Here is a 19,064-nt window from a genome sequence, read left to right as displayed (position 1 = left end):
TGCACTGAAACATCTAGGTTATTTTGGAATCGGCGAGCGTCTCGCTGCTTTCGGCTCTGCCGTTTTCCAAATCCGGCGAGCGGGCATCGCGTGAATGCCGCTTCGTCTCCGGCACGCGCCTCAAGCCGGAGCAAGCCCGTGACCCGCCGCCGCAAGATCGTCCTTCTCATCACCACCGTCGCCTTTGCCGGCCTCGCGCTCGGCGCGGTTCGCGCCCATGACCTGCCCAAGGTCGCCACCGGCTTCATCGCCGACGTGCTCTGCTCGGAGACGTTTGTCTCGGGCCTCGATATCAGGCGCAACCTGACCGAGACCGCCGATGCGATGCCGGGCGCCGGTCTGCTCACCTGGGCGATGGACTATCAGGTCGATCGCGCGCGCAAGGACGTCACGGTGACGCTGTTCGGCATCGGTCGCAGCCATGCCGTCTATCGCGAGGGCCTCGGCTGCACACTCGAGCACGGTGCTGAGATCGCCGACGTCAGGCTGCCGCCTGATGACAGGCAGCCGGCGTTGCTGCCCGAGATCGCCGGGCCCGCGGTCGTATCGCCGCAAAGCCCGGAACTGTCAGCCGCGCTCGATCGCGCCTTCGCCGAGCCGCCATCGCCGCCATTCCGCCGCACCCGCGCAATCGTCGTCATGAAGTCGGGCCGCATCATCGCGGAGCGCTATGCGGACGGCATCGGACCGGAGACGCCGCTGCTCGGCTTCTCCATGACCAAGTCCGTGATCTCGGCTCTCACCGGGATCCTCGTGCGCCAGGGCCGACTGAAGCTCGACGGGCCCGCACCGGTCGCCGCCTGGACAAATCCGGACGATCCGCGTCACGCCATCACCGTCGATCAATTGCTGCGCCACACCGCGGGCCTGGCGCTCGGCAGCTCGCTTCAGGCCTCGCTTGGCTCCGCGTTCGAGCCGGTCAATCGCATGAAATTCGTGGAGGCCGACATGGCCGCCTATGCAGCGAGCATGCCGCTTGCGACCGCGCCGGGCACCGTGTGGAATTATCACGATGGCAACACCATCATGCTCGCGCATCTGATCCGCAACGCCGCCGGCGGCAATCCCGCCGATGCGCTTGCCTTCGCGCGCCGCGAATTGTTCGCGCCGCTCGGCATGCGACACGTCACGCTCCAGCTCGACGGCGCCGGCACGATCGAGGGGTCGAGCGAGATGCTCGCATCCGCGCGCGACTGGGCGCGTTTCGGCCAGCTCTATCTCGACGACGGCGTCGCCGGCGGCCGGCGCATCCTGCCCGAGGGCTGGGTGAATTACTCGGCGTCGGCGACGCCCAATGCCTGGGTCGGTATCGGCGCCGGATTCTGGACCAACCAGGGCGACAGCTTTGGCGCGACCTTTCGCGTCGATCACGGCTGGCCGCGCGATGCCTTCTTCGCCAAGGGCACGATCGGGCAGTATACAATCGTGATTCCGTCGGAACGACTCGTGATAGTGCGGCTCGGCCGTTCGCCGAACTCACCGCCAGAAGCGGACGGTGTGTTTGATCTGGTGCGGGATGTGATTGCGGCAACGCGCGCTAAAGGGAAGGTGGCGGGGATGGATTGAGGTGCTTTACCTTCCCAGCTCCGTCGCCTTTGCCACGCGATCGAACCGCTCCAGCGTCATGATCGCGTCCGCGAATTTCTCCGCGCGCGCATTCAGCACCGGGCGTGCCAGCGTCAAGAATTTTTGCTGCATCGCCTGTGCATCCGGGAACGAGGTCGGCTCTCCCGAGGGATCGGCGTAGAGCCGCTCATGCACGCCGTCGTCCGTCGTGATACTCACGCGCGCGCCAAAGGGGTGGGTGCGGCCGATTTCGAGGCGATCGTCCTGCACTACGTCGAACTTGTCGGCGAGTGCGTCGATGGCGGCGTCGCCAAGACGATTGTAGTCGTCCCAGCCAAATGAGCCCTGGTCGAGCGCGAGCGCGCCGGTGAAGAACATCGAGAACTGGCCGCCGACGATCGAGGTCGGGTGGCGCTTGGTCGCGGCGTCGCCGGTGAGCGTGATGCCGTTGCGATGCAGGCCGATTTCGACCCGCTTGACCTGATCGGGCGTCAGATTGTGCTCGCGCCGCATTGCGATCAGCGCGTCGATCGCGGCGTGAGTGTAGCGGCAGCTCGGATACGGTTTGACGCCGATCTTCATGGTCTCGTAGGTCTTGCCGAGCTCGGCGACCGCCTTGTCGGGATGCGCATCGTCGGTGTAGCCGGCGAGCAGGCCATGTTTGCCCTCCACGGATTCCGTCGCCCCGACGAAGTCGTTGCGCGCCAGCGTCGCGGCGATCACGCCATTCATCGCGGCGGCTCCGACCTGGTAGCGCTTGTTCCAGGCGCCATTGACCAGGAATTGCAGCGAGCCCGCGGCCTGGCTGCCGGCGACGCCGAAGGCGGCGATGAGCTGTTGCTCGGACAGGCCGAACAGTTTTCCGGCGGCCGCTGCTGCGCCATAGGTGCCAGCGGTGGCGGTCGGATGGAAGCCGCGCGCATAATGCGAGGTCGGGTCGAGCGCGTTGCCGAGCCGGCAGCAGACCTCATAGCCCGCAACGATCGCGGTCAGCACGTCGCGGCCCGACGCGCCGACCATCTCGCCGATGGCGAAGGCGGCCGGAACGACCGGCGCGCTCGGGTGCAGCGAGGAGTCCGCATGGGTGTCGTCGAAGTCGAGGGAATGGCCGAGCGCGCCGTTGAGCAGCGCCGCGACCGCCGGCGTCCAGGTCTTGCTGTCGCCGAACACGGTGGATTCGCCCCTGGTGTCGAGCGCGAGCGCCTCCAGCATCTTCAGGATCGAGGGGGTCGATTCCGCTTCGCTGCGGGCGCGGATGGCGCTGCCGAGGAAGTCCAGCGTCAGCACCTTTGCGCGATCCAGCACTTCCGCCGGAATATCCCCGTATTTCAGATTGAAGACATAGGCAGCGAGCGTTGCGGTTTCGTGGGCCATCGTGTTTCCTCGTTTTGGCGCGCAAGTTAGGCGGGCTGATTTGGCCTTTCAAGCGGCCATGGGCTGCGGGCATCAGCTATGCTTTTGGCAGGCTCCAAGAGGATCGGGATATTCCACGATGGGACTTCCAAAAGATGTGTTCGACCGGGTCCGGGCGCGGCGAACGCAACTGGGCCTGGCGATCCGGGTCACGGTCGCGGCCACCGCGGCCTACGCGATCGCCACCGCGCTGCATCTGCTGCTGCCGCTCTGGGCGGTGCTGACCTCGCTGATCGTGACCCAGTTGAGCGTCGGGCGCTCGCTGAAGGCGACGCGCGATTACGTGCTCGGCACCATCGGCGGCGCCATCTATGGGGGCGCCATCGCGATCCTGATCCCTTATTCGACCGAGGCCGGCCTGTTGGGGCTGCTGGTGCTGGCGGTCGCGCCACTCGCCTTCGTCGCCGCGATCAACCCGAGCCTCAATGCAGCGACGGTCACCGCCATCATCGTGCTGCTGGTTCCGACGATGCATCATTCCGATCCCATGACATCGGCAATCGATCGGGTCAGCGAGGTCGGGGTCGGCGCAATCACGGGATTGCTGGTCTCGTTCCTGGTGCTGCCCTCGCGCGCGGTGCGCCAGATCCGCGCCAGCGCGGCAAGGCTGCTCGAGCTGATCGCGGACGCCTTCACCGAGCTGCTCGCGGGTCTCACGCGCGGCCGCGACAACGATGCGCTGCACCGGATCCAGGACGGCATCGGCACCGCGATGGTGGGCATGAATGCGATCGGTGCCGAAGCCGAGCGCGAGCGGGCCGCGCGCCTGTCAAGCGGGCCCGACACCGGTCCCTTGCTGCGAACGATCCTACGGCTGCGCCACGACGTCGTGATGATCGGCCGCTCGACCGTGGTGCCGTTGCCGGCCGAGGTGCAGCTGCGGCTCGCCGCGCCGCTGGCGGAGGTCAGTGCGGCGATCGTGCGCTTTCTGCGCTCGGCGGCCGAAGCGTTGCGGGCTGGTGCCGGCGCGCCGCCGATTCATCCCGTGCACGTCGCGCTCCAGCATTACGCCGAGGCGGTTGCCGCCGTTCGCCAGGACGGCCTGATCCGCGGCCAGCCGAGCGACACCGCCGAGCGCTTCTTCGCGATCGGCTTCTCGCTGGAGCAGATGCACCAGAATCTCTGCGATCTCGATCGCGTCGTCGGCGAGTGGTCGGAAGCCTCGTCGGACAAGTCAGCGCGCTTGGCCGAGTGAGCTAGCGCCGCATCAGGCCCTTGCCTTGCATGCGCCAGACCAGCAAATCGATGCGGTCCTGGCCGAAGAACGGCTCGTTGTCGAACACGAAGGTCGGCACGCCCCAATGGCCGGAGGCGGCGTGGTCCTTCTCGTTCTCCGTGATCACCTGCTCGTAGCGATCAGGGTCCGCGGTGATTGCGGCATCCATCGCGGCGAGATCGAAGCCGGCCTTTTCGGCGCCGCGCCAGAGATGATCGCCTTCGTTCCAGCCCGACACCGAGCCGTCCCACAGCACGCGGGCAATTGCATCGGTGAATGCGAGCGAGCGTCCCTCGAGCTGCGCCATGGCACCAAGCCGGGTCAGGCGGTGGATGTAGGGCTGCTCGGCCGCGACGTCGAACGTCACCTTGTCCTGCACGATCGGATCGGGCCTGGGAAAGCGGAACGGAATGCCTTCGTGCTGCGCCACGCGCGTGCTGTCGAGCACCACATAGCGAATGAAGTTCGGGCTGGCCTTCTTGAAAATACCCGGGCACACGGACTGCGAGCGGATAGACCGGCCGCAAATTCACCGCCAGATCGTAGGTTTCGACGAGCTTGAGCGTTTTTGGCAGCGCCAGATAGCTGAACGGGCTGCGAAAGGAGTAGTAGAGGTCGACGGAGAGCGTCATCGGGCCGGCTCCGCGAGCCGCCCCATCATGCTGCGGGCGACGAGCTTGTGGAAGGGCGTGATGAACGCGAGATAGGCGCGGCCCAGCCGATTGTTGGTCCGCACCAGCGTGGTCAGGGTGACGTGGCGCAGCACCGCTTCGCCGGCGACATCGACCACGATGCGGAAGTCGAGATGATAATCATTGAAGCCGGCGACCAGCTGCTCCGGCGTTTCGCTCAGCACCGGAAACAAGCCGATCAGGCCGCCCGGCGCTGGTGCGCCTTCACCCGATGTCTTCAATCCAAAGGGCCTCACGAGGATGTTGCGCAGGCGTGTCAGTGCACCGATCCAGCGCGGTCCGTGCAACACCATCCTGGTGCAGGCCTCGCGGGCATTCACCGGTGCTGTGCCGATCTCCACGCGAAAGGCGTCGATGAATTGCGCACCGGCCAGCAGCGTGCCGGCGTCGACATCGGGGATGACTTCGCGGACGGTCCCGTTCATCCCGCCAGTTTGCGCGTCAGCATCCGGAAGCGCAAGATCAGAAGTCCGGCATAGACGAACGATCCGATCGACAGTCCGATCCAGACACCGACCGCGCCGAAATCAGCGTGAAAAGCGAGCAACCAGGCGATGGGAAAGCCCACGCACCAGTAGCCGATCGCGGCGAATACCAACGTCATTCTGGTGTCATTGATGCCGCGCAGTGCGCCGCCCATGATGGTCTGGATGGCATCGGCGATGAAGAAGGTCGCGCCGACCAGCAGCAGCGTTGCAGTCAGCTCGACGGTCGCCATGCTCGCCTCGCCGCTGCCGAAGAACAGCCGTCCGAGCTCATAGCGGCCGAGAATGATTGCGACGGTGAGGGCCGAGACGAACGCGATCCCGATCACGGCTGCGACGAGACCTGCGCGCCTCACCGCAGCCGGGTCGCCGCGGCCGAAGGCGTGGCCGACCCGCACCGTGGCCGCCATGCCGATGCCGAGCGGGACCATGAACAGCACGGCGGTGACCTGGAGGGCGATCTGATGCGCCGCAAGCGCCGTGGTCGAGATCAACCCCATCAGCAGCGCCGCCGAAGAGAACAGGCCATATTCCAGCAGCAGCGAGAACGAGATCGGGGCGCCGATCGCGATGAGCTTGCGCATCAGGGGCCAGTCGATCCGCCAGAGATTGGCAAGCGGACGATAATCCGCGAACGGCTTGCGCAGTCCCGCAATGGCGAGCGTGGCGCCGAACGTGCCGAGATTGACGATGGTGGTCGCAAGCCCTGCGCCGAACAGACCGAGCTCCGGCAGGCCGAACAGGCCGTGGATCAGGGCGTAGACCAGCGCGGCATTGACGGGGATCGCCGCGAGCGTGATCCATAGCGGGGCCTGCGGCCGGTTCACCGCGCTCATCATGCTGCGCAGCGCGATGAACCCGAGCGCCGGCGCGATGCCCCAGGCCAGCCCATTCAGATAGCGCTGGGCGAGCGCGGCCGAGTGCGGCGCCTGACCGAGTGCGACCAGGATGTGCTCGCCATAGAGCGGCGAGGCCATCATCGGCAGCGAGATCAGCAACGCGACCCACAAGCCGACGCGCAGAGAGCGGCGGATGCGCCTGACATCGCCGGCGCCGAAGGCTTGCGCGACCAGCGGCGACACCGCCGCCATCAATCCGAGCCCGAAGGTGAAGCTGACGAAATAGACCGTGTGCGCCAGCGCTGCTGCTGCGACCGCGCTCTCGCCGAGCCGCCCGATCAGCGCGAGATCGGTCGTGATCATCGCGATCTGCCCGAGCTGTGTCAGCATCATCGGCACGGCCAGCCGCAGCGTCGCGACGAATTCGTCGGCGAGAGGATTTGGCGGCACGCCGGCTTGCGGCTGCGAACGAGGCTGGACGGTGTCGAGCATGGCCGGGTCAATAGCACAGCCGGGCGACGAAAACATGGCTTGGTCTTCTCCCTCTCCCCTTGCGGGAGAGGGTGGCTCGCCGCAGCAGCGGCGAGACGGGTGAGGGGGATCTCTCCGCGTACGGCCCTCAAGACTCGCTGAAGCAACCCCTCATCCGGCGCTATAGCCGATGCGAAGCTTCGGCGTTCTCAAAAACGGCGGCCGAAGGCCGCCTACGCCACCTTCTCCCACAAGGGGAGAAGGAAGAAACTCTCAGCCCTTCCGTTCAGGCACGCGCCTGATCTTCGCGCCGAGCGCGTTGAGGCGCTCGTCGATGCGCTCGTAGCCGCGCTCGATCTGGTCGGCGTTGTTGATCGTGGAGGTGCCCTCGGCGCAGACGGCCGCGAGCAGCATGGCCATGCCGGCGCGAATGTCGGGCGAGATCATCGATGCACCGCGCAGGCGGCTGGGGCCGGCGATGATGGCGCGATGGGGGTCACAGAGCACGATACGCGCGCCCATCGCGATCAGCTTGTCGACGAAGAACATCCGCGATTCGAACATCTTCTCGAACATCAGGATCACGCCCTCGCATTGCGTGGCGGTGACGATCGCGATCGACATCAGATCGGCCGGGAAGGCCGGCCAGGGCTGGTCTTCCAGCTTCGGCACATGGCCGCCAAAATCGTCCTGGATCTTCAGCGTCTGGTTTGAGGGCACGATGAGATCGTCGCCCTCGATGCGGCAGACGATGCCGAGCCGTTCGAATCCCATGCGGATCGAGCGCAGATGCTCGACGCCCGCGCGCACGATGCGAAGCGGCGACCGCGTCACGGCCGCGAGTCCGATCAGCGAGCCGACCTCGATATGGTCGGGCTGGATCCGGTAGGTCGCGCCGCCCAGCGTCGCCGGACCGTGCACGATCATGGTGTTGGTGCCGATGCCCTCGATCCCTGCGCCGAGCGCGACCAGGAAGTTGGCGAGGTCCTGCACATGCGGCTCGGACGCGGCGTTGCGCAAATAGGTGGTGCCTTGGGCGGCGACGGCTGCGACCAGCGCGTTCTCGGTCGCGGTCACGCTGGGCTCGTCCAGGAACACGTCGGCGCCGGTCAGTTTCGAAGCGCGGAATTCGAGCCGGTCGGTCGCGGTGACCTTGGCTCCCAACTGCTCGAGTGCGAGCACATGCGTGTCGAGCCTTCGGCGGCCGATGACGTCGCCGCCGGGCGGCGGCAGCATCACTTCGCCGCAGCGGGCGAGCAGGGGGCCGGCGAGCAGGATCGAGGCGCGGATGCGAACGCACAAGTCCGGATCGAGATCGGCGGCGCGGATGCTCTTGGCGTGAATATGAAGCGTGTTGCGGGCGGTCCATTCCGCCGCCGCGCCGACCGAGCGGATCAGCTCGACCAGCGTCTCGGTGTCGCGGATCCGCGGCACGTTCTCCAGCGTCACCGGATGCTCGGTGAGCAGGGCTGCCGCGATGATCGGCAGGGCCGCATTCTTGTTGCCGGAAGGCTCGATCGAGCCCGAGAGCCGGTGACCGCCCTCGACAATGTACTGGATGGGCGCCACGGGGTCTCTCGCTGTCGTGTTGAGTGGGGGGCGGGTTTTCGAGGCGGAAACTACCGAGAATTGAGCGCGGGAGCAATTCTGCACTTGTCGCGAGGGCGGGGGAGGTTCAGCCGTGTCTCTACGTCATGGCCGGGCTTGTCCCGGCCATCCACGCCTTTGCCAGATGCACGGAGAACGTAGATGCCCGGGACAAGTCCGGGCATGACGACCGTCCAAGCCATCCGATCTCAGATATCGATCGTCGCGCTCAGCGAATGTTCCTGGATGAAGTCGCGGCGCGGCTCGACCACGTCGCCCATCAGCTTGGTGAAGATGTCGTCGGCCTCGTCGACCTCCTTGACCTTCACCTGGAGCAGTGATCGCGCATTGACGTCCAGCGTGGTCTGCCAGAGCTGCTCCGGATTCATCTCGCCCAGCCCTTTGTAGCGCTGCAGCGAGACGCCCTTGCGGCCGGCGTCGGTGACGGCTTCGAACAGATCGACCGGGCCGTAGACCATGTGCTCGGTGTCCTTGCGCCGCAGCTTGCCGGGGCGGGCGTAAACGTCCTGAAGCTTGACCGTGTACTCGTCGAGCTTGCGGGCTTCGACCGAGCCCAGGAACGCGTCATCGATGAGGGCGACGTCCTTGACGCCGCGCACGGTGCGCTCGAACTGGAAACCATGGCCTTCAACGTATTGACCGATCCAGCCGCGCTCGACCTCGTCGGCGAGCGTGTCGAGGCGGGCGGCGATGTATTGGGCTGCCGCGGCGGCTTTCTCCGGATCGCCGTAGATCGCCTTGTTGAGCACGCCGGTGATGGCGGCCTGCTCGATCACCTTGCGATTGTAGCGGGTGTGCAGGCTGCGCAGGACGCCGCGGACCGCGCGGGCGTCATCGACCAGCGAGCGCAGGTCGCGGCCGGTGCGATCGCCGCCGGTGCCGGGAATATAGACGCAATCGTCCAGCCCGGTATCGATCAAATAATCTTCCAGCGCCCGCTCGTCCTTCAGATATTGCTCGGACTTGCCACGGTTGACCTTATAGAGCGGCGGCTGGGCGATATAGAGATAGCCGCCGTCGATGATCTCGCGCATCTGCCGGTAGAAGAAAGTGAGCAGCAGCGTGCGGATGTGGGCGCCGTCGACGTCGGCGTCCGTCATCACGATGATCTTGTGATAGCGCAGCTTCTCGATCGAGAATTCGTCGCTGATGCCGGTGCCGAGCGCGGTGATCAGCGTGCCGATCTGCTCGCTGTGCAGCATCTTGTCGGGACGCACGCGTTCGACATTGAGGATCTTGCCACGCAGCGGCAGTACAGCCTGGAATTCGCGGTTGCGGCCCTGCTTGGCGCTGCCGCCTGCCGAGTCACCCTCGACGATGAAGAGCTCGGATTTCGCCGGGTCCTTCTCCTGGCAGTCGGCGAGCTTGCCGGGCAGCGAAGAGACCGAGAGCGGGCTCTTGCGCGTCAGCTCGCGCGCCTTTCGCGCCGCTTCGCGGGCAGCCGCCGCCTGGATCACCTTGCCGACGATCATCTTGGCTTCGGAAGGGTGCTCCTCGAACCAGGCCTGCAGCGCCTCGTTGAGCACGTTCTCGACCACGGGGCGCACTTCCGAGGACACCAGCTTGTCCTTGGTCTGCGACGAGAATTTGGGGTCCGGCACCTTCACCGACAGCACCGCAGTGAGGCCTTCGCGGCAGTCGTCGCCGGTGAGCGCGATCTTTTCCTTTTTCGCGTTGGCCTCGGCATAGCCGTTGACCTGGCGCGTCAGCGCGCCGCGGAAGCCGGCGAGATGGGTGCCGCCGTCGCGCTGCGGGATGTTGTTGGTGAAGCACAGCACGTTCTCGTGGTAGCTGTCGTTCCACCACAACGCGGCCTCGACACCGATGCCGTTGGATTCCGCGCGCACCATGATCGGCGCCGGCACGATCGCCTTCTTGTTGCGGTCGAGATATTTGACGAATTCCTCGACGCCGCCGGAATAGTGCATCTCCTCGCGCTTCTCGACCGCGTGACGCATGTCGGAGAGGGCGATGTTGACGCCGGAATTGAGGAAGGCGAGCTCGCGCAGCCGGTGCTCCAGCGTGGCGAAATCATACTCGATGTTCTTGAAGGTTTCCGTCGAAGCCTGGAACGTCACCTCAGTGCCGCGCCTGCCGGGCGCGTCGCCGACCACCTTGAGCGGCGCGACCGCATCGCCATGGGCGAATTCGATGTAGTGTTCCTTGTTGTCGCGCCAGATGCGCAAGCCGAGCTTGCTCGACAGCGCGTTGACCACGGAGACGCCGACGCCGTGCAGACCGCCGGAAACCTTGTAGGAATTCTGGTCGAACTTACCGCCGGCATGGAGCTGGGTCATGATGACCTCGGCTGCCGAGATGCCTTCGCCCTTGTGGATGTCGACGGGAATGCCGCGGCCGTCGTCGCGCACGGTGACGGAATTGTCGGCGTTGAGGATCACGTCCACGCGCGTGGCGTGGCCCGCGAGCGCCTCGTCGATCGCGTTATCCACGACCTCGTACACCATGTGATGCAGGCCCGAGCCGTCATCGGTGTCGCCGATATACATGCCGGGACGCTTGCGGACGGCGTCGAGACCCTTGAGCACGCGGATCGATTCCGCCCCGTAATCGCTCGGATTTGAGGGTTCGTTTTCGGCAGGCGTCTGCCGAGCAGGTTCTGTCATGAGAGGCCTTCGAGATGTCGCCCGAATCAGCGGCGCAAAAGGCGCTGATATGCGGGCTATTTGTGCCACGAAAGACGGATTGCGCCTAGCGCAAAGTATCCCCCGGCAAGTCTTTGATTAAATAGAATTTTTTGGCCGATTTTCAAGGCCTTCGAAGCCCGATTCGGCGGCTTGGAAAAAGCGCGATTCGGGAAGCCGTTTCGGGCCGTGGAAGGCGTGGATTTTGCGGGGACGAGGGCGTTCCGAGGCGCCTGGAACGCCCCGGAACGGCCTTGCAGCTCAATACATCTGAAGCGGCAGCACATCTCCGTTTGGCCCCACCAGGAGGCCCCAGGCATCGCCGGCGGCCACTGTGAGAATCTCGGTGCGAGTGGGGCGTCCCGGCAGACGCAGCGCGTACTGGTACTTGCCTGGCGGCAGATCGAGCATCGGGCCTTTCGGCGATTGCGGACCGCCGGCGCCGGCCGCGATCTTTACGGTCTGATTGTTGATCGTCAGCGATGCTTCTTTCGGCCCCATATTGCCGAGCATCAGCCTGGCCTGTCCGGCCTTCGGCATGATGTCGGCCTTGGCCGCGGCCTGCGGATTTCGCTGCATCAGGCTGACCGTGGTCTCGTCTCGGGCGCGGCCAAGCTTCAGCACGGCCGGCCCCTGCGGCGAGGTGAACGCGAGCTCCGCCCGCTCGGCCGTCACGATCGCGCCGTCGGCCTTCTCTTGCCAGCCCCGATTGGTCAGCTCCGCGCGATAGAAGGCGAGGACCTCGCCAAGGTCGGCGGGGATGCTGGCTTCGAGCTCGGTCCGGAACGACTGGTCGCTGCCGGGAAATTTCGTGGAGCTGATGCCGGTCGAGCTGTGCTGCGTCGGCACCGGCAGGGCCGAATCGGGATCGGGCGTGAGCGGCTCCTTCGATTTGGTCTGGACCGCCTTGGCTTGGGTCGATTTGGCCTCGACGGGCTTCGCCGCGGCGACGACCAGACCGGAGCCGTTGGCGCTAACGTTCACCTTCGGTCCCATCTGCATCACGGTCATCGAGATCGACTTGCCGCTCTTTGCGAACTCCATCACCGCCATGTTGGGCTGATTGATGACGGAGGGCTGCTCTTTCCAGCCCGCTGGCTTGAGCGATGCGCGATAGAACGCAGTGAGCGCCTTCACGCTCGAGGTCGAGGAGAACTCGAGCCTGCCCTCGTCGCTCTCGAACTTCACACCCTCGGCGTTTTCAGGCAGCGGCACCGGAATCTTGCTGTCGGCCTGCGCGTTGAGCGGCGCGTCGGACAATGCGGCCGCCTGCACCTTGCGCCTGGCTTCGTCGGCGGTGATGAGCTGCTTGGCCGCACCTAACGCATCCCCAAGGAACTTGTCGTCCGCCTCTTTCTTCGCCTTGGCACGGGCGGCAAGCGCGGAGTCCTTCACCTGCGCGGTCAGGCTGACCATGGTGAAATCATATTTGCGGCCAAGCCGCAGCACGCCGGTTTCCTCCGCCGAAGAGATCTTGATCGCGACCTCGTCACCGGGTGCGAGCTGCGCGCTGCCGTCCTCCTGCCAGCCGCGCGCGGCGAACTCGCGGTGATAGAAGGCGAGCACGGCCGGCAGCTCGGCCATCGCGGCGGCCGACATTTCGCGCTTGTTGTCGCTCGCGCCGCCGAGCCCCCTGGCCGTCTTGGTCGGGCTCGGCCGCGGCAGGCCGGCCAGATCGCTATCGGCTTTGAGCTCGCTCGGCAGCGCGAAGGGGGCGACCCGGATATCGACATTGGTGCGGCCATCGTCGCGGCGCGTCAGCGTCAGCATCACGGGCTTCTGCTGATAGAAGCCGGTCTCCTTGCTATCGGCATGCGCGTAGAACGCGCGCAGGCCGTTGGGAACGGTTTCATTCAGGCTGGTGGTCCAGCGTGCGGCGGTTTCCGGCGTGAGCTTCTGCCAGCCGATCGCAGCCATCTGGCTGCTGTAGAAATCCGACGTTGCATCGAGCGGCGTCGGCGCGATGCAGCCGAGATAGGGCCGGGTCCCGTCGAACACGATGTCACTTGCGCCTTCCGGAAATGGCACGTTCCCGTAGATCCGGTCGGTGGTGTAGTAAACCACGGACTGGTCTGGCCGGCCGAGCGCCTGCGTGAAATGAACGGAAAGGCCCTGTCGTCCCTTCCTGAACTTCAGCAGGCTGCTTTTCTCCTCAAGCGGCATCACATAGGGCACCCATCCGTTGTCGCGCAGGAGCTTTTGGACCGCGGGCAGCGTCACGGCCTGCCGCATCGGTACGCGATATTCGACGCTATAGGGATCGGGGCGCGAAATGTCTTCCACCGCACCTTCGAGCTGGGGCAGCGCGTGGACGTCGACGATGCCCTCGTCGGCGCCGGCCGCGATCGAGCAGCTCGCCATCAGGAAGAGACCGCATGCAAGCAGCTGCCATCGTGCCGGGACTTGCACCCCGCGCGGGATCATCGCCATCGTTACGTCTCCAGGATGCCGCGCGGCGCTTGGGCGCGCGCGATTGCAACGGCTGCGACACCGTCGGCGGGGCCTCAGACCAGAAGTCGCGGCAGGAACCGGGCAGGTTCAAAGATTCGGACGGCTCAATACAGCTGGAGCGGCGACCATGCCTCGCCGTCGCGCCCGACGGTGAGCTCCCAGGCGTCGCCGGCCGCGACGGTGAGGATGTTGCTGTGGGCCGGACGGCCGGGCACGCCCAGTTCGTAGGAATATCTGCCGGGCGCCAGATCCAGCGAGACGGCGTTAGCGCCGGCGGAGCGCTTGATGATCTGCGCGTTGATCCCGAGCACGGCTTCCGTCTCGCCGATGTTGCTGAACACCAGCTTCGCCTGGCCCGGCTCGGGCATGACGTTCGCCCGGGTTGCAGTATCCGAGTTCTTCTGCACGAGATGAACCAAGGTGCTGCTGCCCTTGCGGCCGAGCTCCAGCATCGCCGGACCGAGCGGAGATGCGAACGCGAGCTGGACGTGATCGGCGGAGACGACGGCGCCATCGTGCTGCTCCTGCCACCCGAGCTTTCCGAGCTCCCTGCGGTAGAAGGCTAGGACGTCGCCGAGTTCGGCGGGCACGGTGGCTTCGAGCTTGACCCGAAGCGGCGCTTCGACGCCCCGCATCAGGGTGGTGTGGATTCCTCGAAAGCTGTAGCGGGTCGGTGCGAGCAGCCTGGCATCGGGATCCGGCGTGAGATCGGCGGAAAACAGCGCCGCGAGATGCGGCATCCCGGCGCCGGCGCTTGCAGCGAGCATGCAGATCGCGAGCAGGACGAGGCCGCACGCAAACGCCCGCCATCGTGCCGGAGCTTGCGCCCCGGACCTTGCCGTCCGCATCTCACTCTCCAGGGGTCTCGCGCGGCATGTCATTGCGCGATTGCAAAACGGCTGCGACGCCGTCGGCGCGGCCTCCGGCAACTAGTCGCGGCAGAAATGGGGCCGGTTCAACGGCGGCGACTAGCGCCGGGCCGATACCTGTCCGCTTTCGACGTCAAAGATCTCGCCCCCGGCGCCGATCTCGGCGAAGGCGGCAGGGTCTGCGCCGGTCAACCACACCTGCGCGCCGAGCTTGCGCAGCTCGTCGAACAGCGCCGCGCGCCTGCCGGGATCCAGATGCGCGACGACCTCGTCGAGCAGCAGCAGCGGCACGATGCCGGTCATCTCGGCGACCAGGCTCGCATGCGCCAGCACCAGCCCGATCAGCAACGCCTTCTGCTCGCCGGTCGAGGCATCGCGCGCCGGCATGCTCTTCGGCGCGTAGATCACCTGCAGATCGGTGAGATGCGGACCATCCGTGGTACGGCCGGCGATGGCGTCACGCGGACGGTTGTCGCGCAGGATCTGGCGGTAGCGGTCCTCGACCGACGTCGCGGTCTCCGTCAGCAGCGCGTTCTCCATCCAGCCGTCGAGCGCGATCTGCGCCGAAGGGAAGGCGGAGGCCTGCGCGCGAGCGTTCAGCATGCCGGTCAGACGCGCCGCGGTCTGGCCGCGCGTTGCGGCGACCGCGACCGCAAGCTCCGCGGTCTCACGCTCGATCGCGTCACACCAATGGTCGTCGTAATTGCGCGTCTCGAGCAGTCGGTTGCGCGAACGCAGCGAACGTTCGAGCGCGGAGATGCGGCTGGAATGGTCGCTGTCGATGGCGAGCACCAGGCGGTCGAAGAAGCGCCGCCGCTCGGACGCCGCTCCCATGAACAGCCCGTCCATCGCCGGCGTTAGCCATACCATGCGGATGTGGTCGCCGAACGCCGCCGCCGAATTGACCGGTTCGCGGTCGATGCGGCAGCGCCGGCTCACCGGGCTATCTGCGCGCGGCGGATCGATGCCGGTGCCGAGCGTGGCAAGGCCCAGCGCGCCCTCGACCTGTGCCGACACCGCCCAGGAGCCGTCGCCCTGGTTGTCGGCGACGTCGTCCAGCGTCGCGCGCCGCAGGCCGCGTCCCGGCGACAGGAACGAGATCGCCTCGATGCAATTGGTCTTGCCCGCTCCGTTCGGCCCGACCAGGACCACCATGTCGGCCGCCGTCTCGAGCCCCGCCGCCCGGTAATTACGAAAATGCGTCAGCGTCAGGCGATGAATGCGGGAGGGGGTCATCAGATCTTTGTCGTGGCCGCGATTCTTCCCCTCTCCCCTTGTGGGAGAGGGTGGCGCCTCACAAAGTGAGGCGACGGGTGAGGGGTATCTTACCGCTCGGCGAGCTTTGCAAGGATGTCCTCCAATACAGAAGTGGGTCGCTGGAGCACGTCGTTGTTCCAGTAGCGCGCGATGACAAAGCCTTCGGCGAGAGAGCTGCGTCACGCGCTGCATCGCGTCGTGATTCTCCGTGCTGACCGCCGTCGATCTCGATCACCAGGCGCTTCTCAAAGCAGACGAAGTCGAGAATGTAGGTGTTGAACGGGACCTGCCGGCGAAACTTGAAAGCGGAGAGTTGCCGGTGCCTGAGCAGGCGCCACATTGCCGCTTCCGCATCCGCCGGTTCGTGCCGCATATTCTTCGCGAATTGGCGAAGACGTTTGGAGACTGGCCGATGGGATGGTTCCTGCGGCACGAACCCCTCACCCGACTGAGTATGTATCCGCCCGTGGAGATGCCCTCTCCCACAAGGGGAGAGGGCGCAGCAACGTGCATTGCGCTTGTTTCGGCAGGCGAAGCTGTAGCTTCACCCTCTCCCCTTGTGGGAGAGGGGGGCTTCGCGCAGCGAGGCCGGGTGAGGGGTTGTCTCCGCATAAAAGGTGTCGCGAGAGGAGGACCACGTCCCTCACACCCGCATCGGCATCAGCACGTAGAGCGCGCTCTTGTCGTCGCGGTCTTGCACCAGGGTCGGTGAGCCCGGGTCGGCGAGCCGGAGCGTTGCGACGTCGCCTTCGATCTGGGCGGCGATGTCGAGCAGATAGCGGGAGTTGAAGCCGATATCGAGGGCGTCGGAGGCGTATTCGACTTCGAGCTCTTCGGTCGCGCTGCCGGAATCCGGATTGGTCACCGACAGCACCAGCTTGCCCGGCGACAGCGAGAGTTTCACGGCGCGCCCGCGCTCGCTGGAAATCGTCGAGACGCGATCGACCGCGTTCTCGAAATCCTTCTTGTCGACGACGAGTTCCTTGTCGTTGCCCTGCGGGATCACGCGGCCGTAATCGGGGAAGGTGCCGTCGATCAGCTTCGAGGTCAGCACTACATTGCCGATGGTGAAGCGGATCTTGGCCTGCGACAGCTCGATCGTGACCTCGGCCTCGTTGTCCTCGATCAGGCGCTGCACCTCGCCCACCGTCTTGCGCGGCACGATCACGCCGGGCATGCCCTCGGCGCCCTTGGGCTGCACTAGGTCGAGCTGGGCGAGGCGGTGGCCGTCGGTGGCGACGCCGCGCAGGGTGGCGGCTTTGGCGGAGCCCGCGGCATGCAGATAGATGCCGTTGAGATAATAGCGGGTCTCCTCCGTGGAGATCGCGAACTGGGTGCGATCGATCAGCCGCTTGACGTCCTTGGCGGCGAGGCTGAACGAATGCGACATGTCGCCGGCGGCGAGATCCGGGAAATCGTTTTCCGGCAGGGTCTGCAGCGTGAAGCGGGAGCGCCCGGCACGGATCGCCAGCACGGCGCGGTCGCCGTCGGCTTCGAGCACGATCTGCGAACCGTCCGGCAGCTTGCGCACGATGTCGTAGAACATGTGCGCCGGCACGGTGGTCGAGCCCGCGGTCGCGGTTTCCGCCGCGAGCGTTTCGGTGACCTCGAGGTCGAGGTCGGTCGCCTTCAGCGACAATTTCGCGTTCTCGGCCCTAACAAGCACGTTGCCGAGGATCGGAATCGTGTTGCGGCGTTCGACCACGCGGTGGACGTGGCCCAGCGACTTCAGGAGTTGCGCGCGTTCGACCGTAACCTTCATTGCACTACTCGCCCGATCCCCAAGGAAACACAAATCTGGAAAAGCCGGGCGGCGGGACGCGCGCCACGGCACCGAAGACCCCGGAAAGCCGGATCATCCAGCCGATATGACCAAAGCCGTCAGGGTCGCGCAAGGTGGCGCGGATGGCCCCCGGATTCAAGGGATTGCGGGCAGTTCCCCACGATTTACCTATGTTTCCGCAACGCGCTGAACGCCTCGCCGGCCAGGGACGTCTCTGCGCCCGTCATGGCCGGGCTTGTCCCGGCCATCCACGTCTGGGTTCGCGGTCCTAAGAACGTGGATGCCCGGGACAGGCCCGGGCATGACGACCTCCGATGCAGCTTGGATGTGGTCGCACCCGCGCAGAAGCAAATAGGCGTTTATTCCTGAAGCTGGCGCTTGAGCGATTCGACCTCGTCCGACAGCGCCGTGTCCTTGGAAACCAGGGCCTCGATCTTGCGCACGGCGTGCAGCACCGTGGTGTGGTCGCGCCCACCGAAGCGGCGGCCGATCTCGGGAAGCGATCGCAAGGTCAGCGTCTTGGCGAGATACATCGCCACCTGGCGCGGACGGACCACGTTGGCGGTCCGGCGCGAGGACAGGAGATCGGAGCGGCTGACATTATACTGCCGTGCCACCACGCGCTGGATGTCCTCGATCTTGATCCGCTTCGGTTCCTGCGGCCGGATCAGGTCGCGCACCTCGTGCTCCGCCATCTCCAGCGTCACCGGCCGATTGTTGAGCTTCGAATGCGCGAGCAGGCGGTTGATCGCGCCTTCGAGATCCCGGCCGTTATGGGTGATGGCGCGGGCCAGATAGGTCAGCACCTCCTCCGGCACCTCGAAGGTCGCATGATGAGCGCGGGCGGCTGCGACGCGCGACTTGAGAATACCGTGCCGCAGCTCCTCGCCGAGCGAGGCCATCTCGACCACGAGGCCGCCGGCCAGCCGCGAGCGCACGCGGTCGTCGAGGCTTTCGAGGTCGGACGGCGGACGGTCGGCCGCGATCACGACCTGGCGGCCGGCATCGATCAGCGCGTTCAGCGTGTGGCAGAACTCGGCCTGGGTCGACTTGCCCTGCAGGAACTGGAGATCGTCGATCACGAGCACGTCGATGCCGCGCAACGCTTCCTTGAAGGCGAGCGCCGTCTGCGTCTTCAGCGCGGCGACGAAGCCGTACATGAATTTCTCGGCGGTGAGATAAAGCACCTTGCGCTCGTTGCCGGAATTGCCGGCCCAGGTCACCGCCTGCAAGAGATGCGTCTTGCCGAGGCCGACACCCGCATGGATGTAGAGCGGATTGAACATGACGGGATCGCCGCGACGACCCTCGGCGACCTGACGCGCAGCCGCATGCGCCAGCGTGTTGGAACGGCCGACGACGAAGCTCGCAAACGTCAGGCGCGGATCGAGCGGCGAGCCGCCGAGTGCATCATGATTGGCCGAGACCGGCGCGGTCGCGGTCGAGCGCAGCTCCGGCGCAGGCGAGCGGCGCGTTTCGACCGGCGCGGGCGCTTCCTTCTGCTGCACCACGGGGCGCACGGCCGAGCGCACGGTGAGATCGATGCGATGCACTTCCGGCATCTCGGCCTGCCAGCACGACAGCACGCGCTCGGCATAATGGGCCTGGATCCAGCTCTTCAGGAAGCGGGTTGGCACCGACAGACGCACGCTCTCGTCCTGGACGCCTTCCAGATCCATGCGCGCGAACCAGCTCGTATAGACGTCCTCGCCTACGTTCGAGCGCAGCCGACTCTTCACGCGTGACCAGCGATCCTGTTCCGGGGTTGTCAT

At 65.9% G+C, this 19,064-nt stretch carries 12 protein-coding genes and 2 pseudogenes; 2 read left to right on the top strand and 12 right to left on the bottom strand.

Going from position 1 to position 19,064, the window contains the following annotated elements; translation table 11 throughout:
• The first annotated feature begins 138 nt into the window (after positions 1-138).
• On the top strand, positions 139-1,566 hold the full coding sequence (locus tag RX329_RS00070; protein ID WP_085361998.1) for a serine hydrolase domain-containing protein: 1,428 nt from the start codon (positions 139-141) through the stop codon (positions 1,564-1,566).
• A 6-nt stretch (positions 1,567-1,572) separates the two neighbouring features.
• Here the strand turns inward: RX329_RS00070 and RX329_RS00065 are convergent, their stop codons facing one another.
• Positions 1,573-2,940 carry an MmgE/PrpD family protein gene (locus RX329_RS00065; RefSeq protein WP_018455828.1) on the bottom strand — a complete coding sequence of 456 codons (1,368 nt, stop codon included), beginning with the start codon at positions 2,938-2,940 and terminating at the stop codon, positions 1,573-1,575.
• A gap of 118 nt (positions 2,941-3,058) precedes the next feature.
• Between RX329_RS00065 and RX329_RS00060 the strand changes: the two genes are divergently transcribed.
• Entirely contained in the window at positions 3,059-4,174 is a 1,116-nt protein-coding gene (locus RX329_RS00060; protein ID WP_085361997.1) for an FUSC family protein, read from the top strand.
• A 1-nt stretch (position 4,175) separates the two neighbouring features.
• Here RX329_RS00060 and RX329_RS00055 read toward each other — a convergent pair.
• From RX329_RS00055 to dnaA, 11 genes and pseudogenes are all read right to left on the bottom strand, one after another.
• A pseudogene (locus tag RX329_RS00055) lies at positions 4,176-4,827 on the bottom strand (2-hydroxychromene-2-carboxylate isomerase).
• A complete protein-coding gene (locus RX329_RS00050) occupies positions 4,824-5,312 on the bottom strand; it encodes a DUF2867 domain-containing protein (protein ID WP_085361996.1) in 489 nt (162 codons plus the stop codon). Before RX329_RS00050 ends, RX329_RS00055 begins: the two are co-directional and overlap by 4 nt.
• A complete protein-coding gene (locus RX329_RS00045; RefSeq protein ID WP_085361995.1) occupies positions 5,309-6,703 on the bottom strand; it encodes an MATE family efflux transporter in 1,395 nt (464 codons plus the stop codon). Before RX329_RS00045 ends, RX329_RS00050 begins: the two co-directional genes overlap by 4 nt.
• A 252-nt stretch (positions 6,704-6,955) precedes the next feature.
• Positions 6,956-8,251 carry a UDP-N-acetylglucosamine 1-carboxyvinyltransferase gene (murA, locus tag RX329_RS00040; protein WP_018455833.1) on the bottom strand — a complete coding sequence of 432 codons (1,296 nt, stop codon included), beginning with the start codon at positions 8,249-8,251 and terminating at the stop codon, positions 6,956-6,958.
• 227 nt (positions 8,252-8,478) lie between these two features.
• Positions 8,479-10,914: a DNA topoisomerase (ATP-hydrolyzing) subunit B gene (gene gyrB / locus RX329_RS00035; protein ID WP_018455834.1), complete on the bottom strand. Its 2,436-nt coding sequence runs from the start codon at positions 10,912-10,914 to the stop codon at positions 8,479-8,481.
• Between the two features lie 279 nt (positions 10,915-11,193).
• A complete protein-coding gene (locus RX329_RS00030; RefSeq protein ID WP_085385546.1) occupies positions 11,194-13,362 on the bottom strand; it encodes a hypothetical protein in 2,169 nt (722 codons plus the stop codon).
• Positions 13,363-13,487: 125 nt separating this feature from the next.
• A complete protein-coding gene (locus tag RX329_RS00025) occupies positions 13,488-14,231 on the bottom strand; it encodes a hypothetical protein (protein ID WP_085385545.1) in 744 nt (247 codons plus the stop codon).
• A 120-nt stretch (positions 14,232-14,351) separates the two neighbouring features.
• Positions 14,352-15,488 (bottom strand): DNA replication/repair protein RecF, encoded by a 1,137-nt coding sequence (gene recF, locus RX329_RS00020; RefSeq protein WP_085361994.1) that lies wholly within the window; start codon positions 15,486-15,488, stop codon positions 14,352-14,354.
• Positions 15,489-15,577: 89 nt separating this feature from the next.
• Positions 15,578-15,942 (bottom strand): annotated as a pseudogene (locus tag RX329_RS00015) (endonuclease domain-containing protein).
• Between the two features lie 210 nt (positions 15,943-16,152).
• Entirely contained in the window at positions 16,153-17,271 is a 1,119-nt protein-coding gene (dnaN, locus tag RX329_RS00010) for a DNA polymerase III subunit beta (protein ID WP_007598262.1), read from the bottom strand.
• 380 nt (positions 17,272-17,651) lie between these two features.
• Entirely contained in the window at positions 17,652-19,064 is a 1,413-nt protein-coding gene (gene dnaA / locus RX329_RS00005) for a chromosomal replication initiator protein DnaA (protein ID WP_026233035.1), read from the bottom strand.

The sequence above is a fragment of the Bradyrhizobium sp. BWC-3-1 genome (assembly GCF_032917965.1).
In the GTDB taxonomy this organism is placed as follows: domain Bacteria; phylum Pseudomonadota; class Alphaproteobacteria; order Rhizobiales; family Xanthobacteraceae; genus Bradyrhizobium; species Bradyrhizobium canariense_D.
This window is presented reverse-complemented; position numbering and strand designations above follow the sequence as displayed.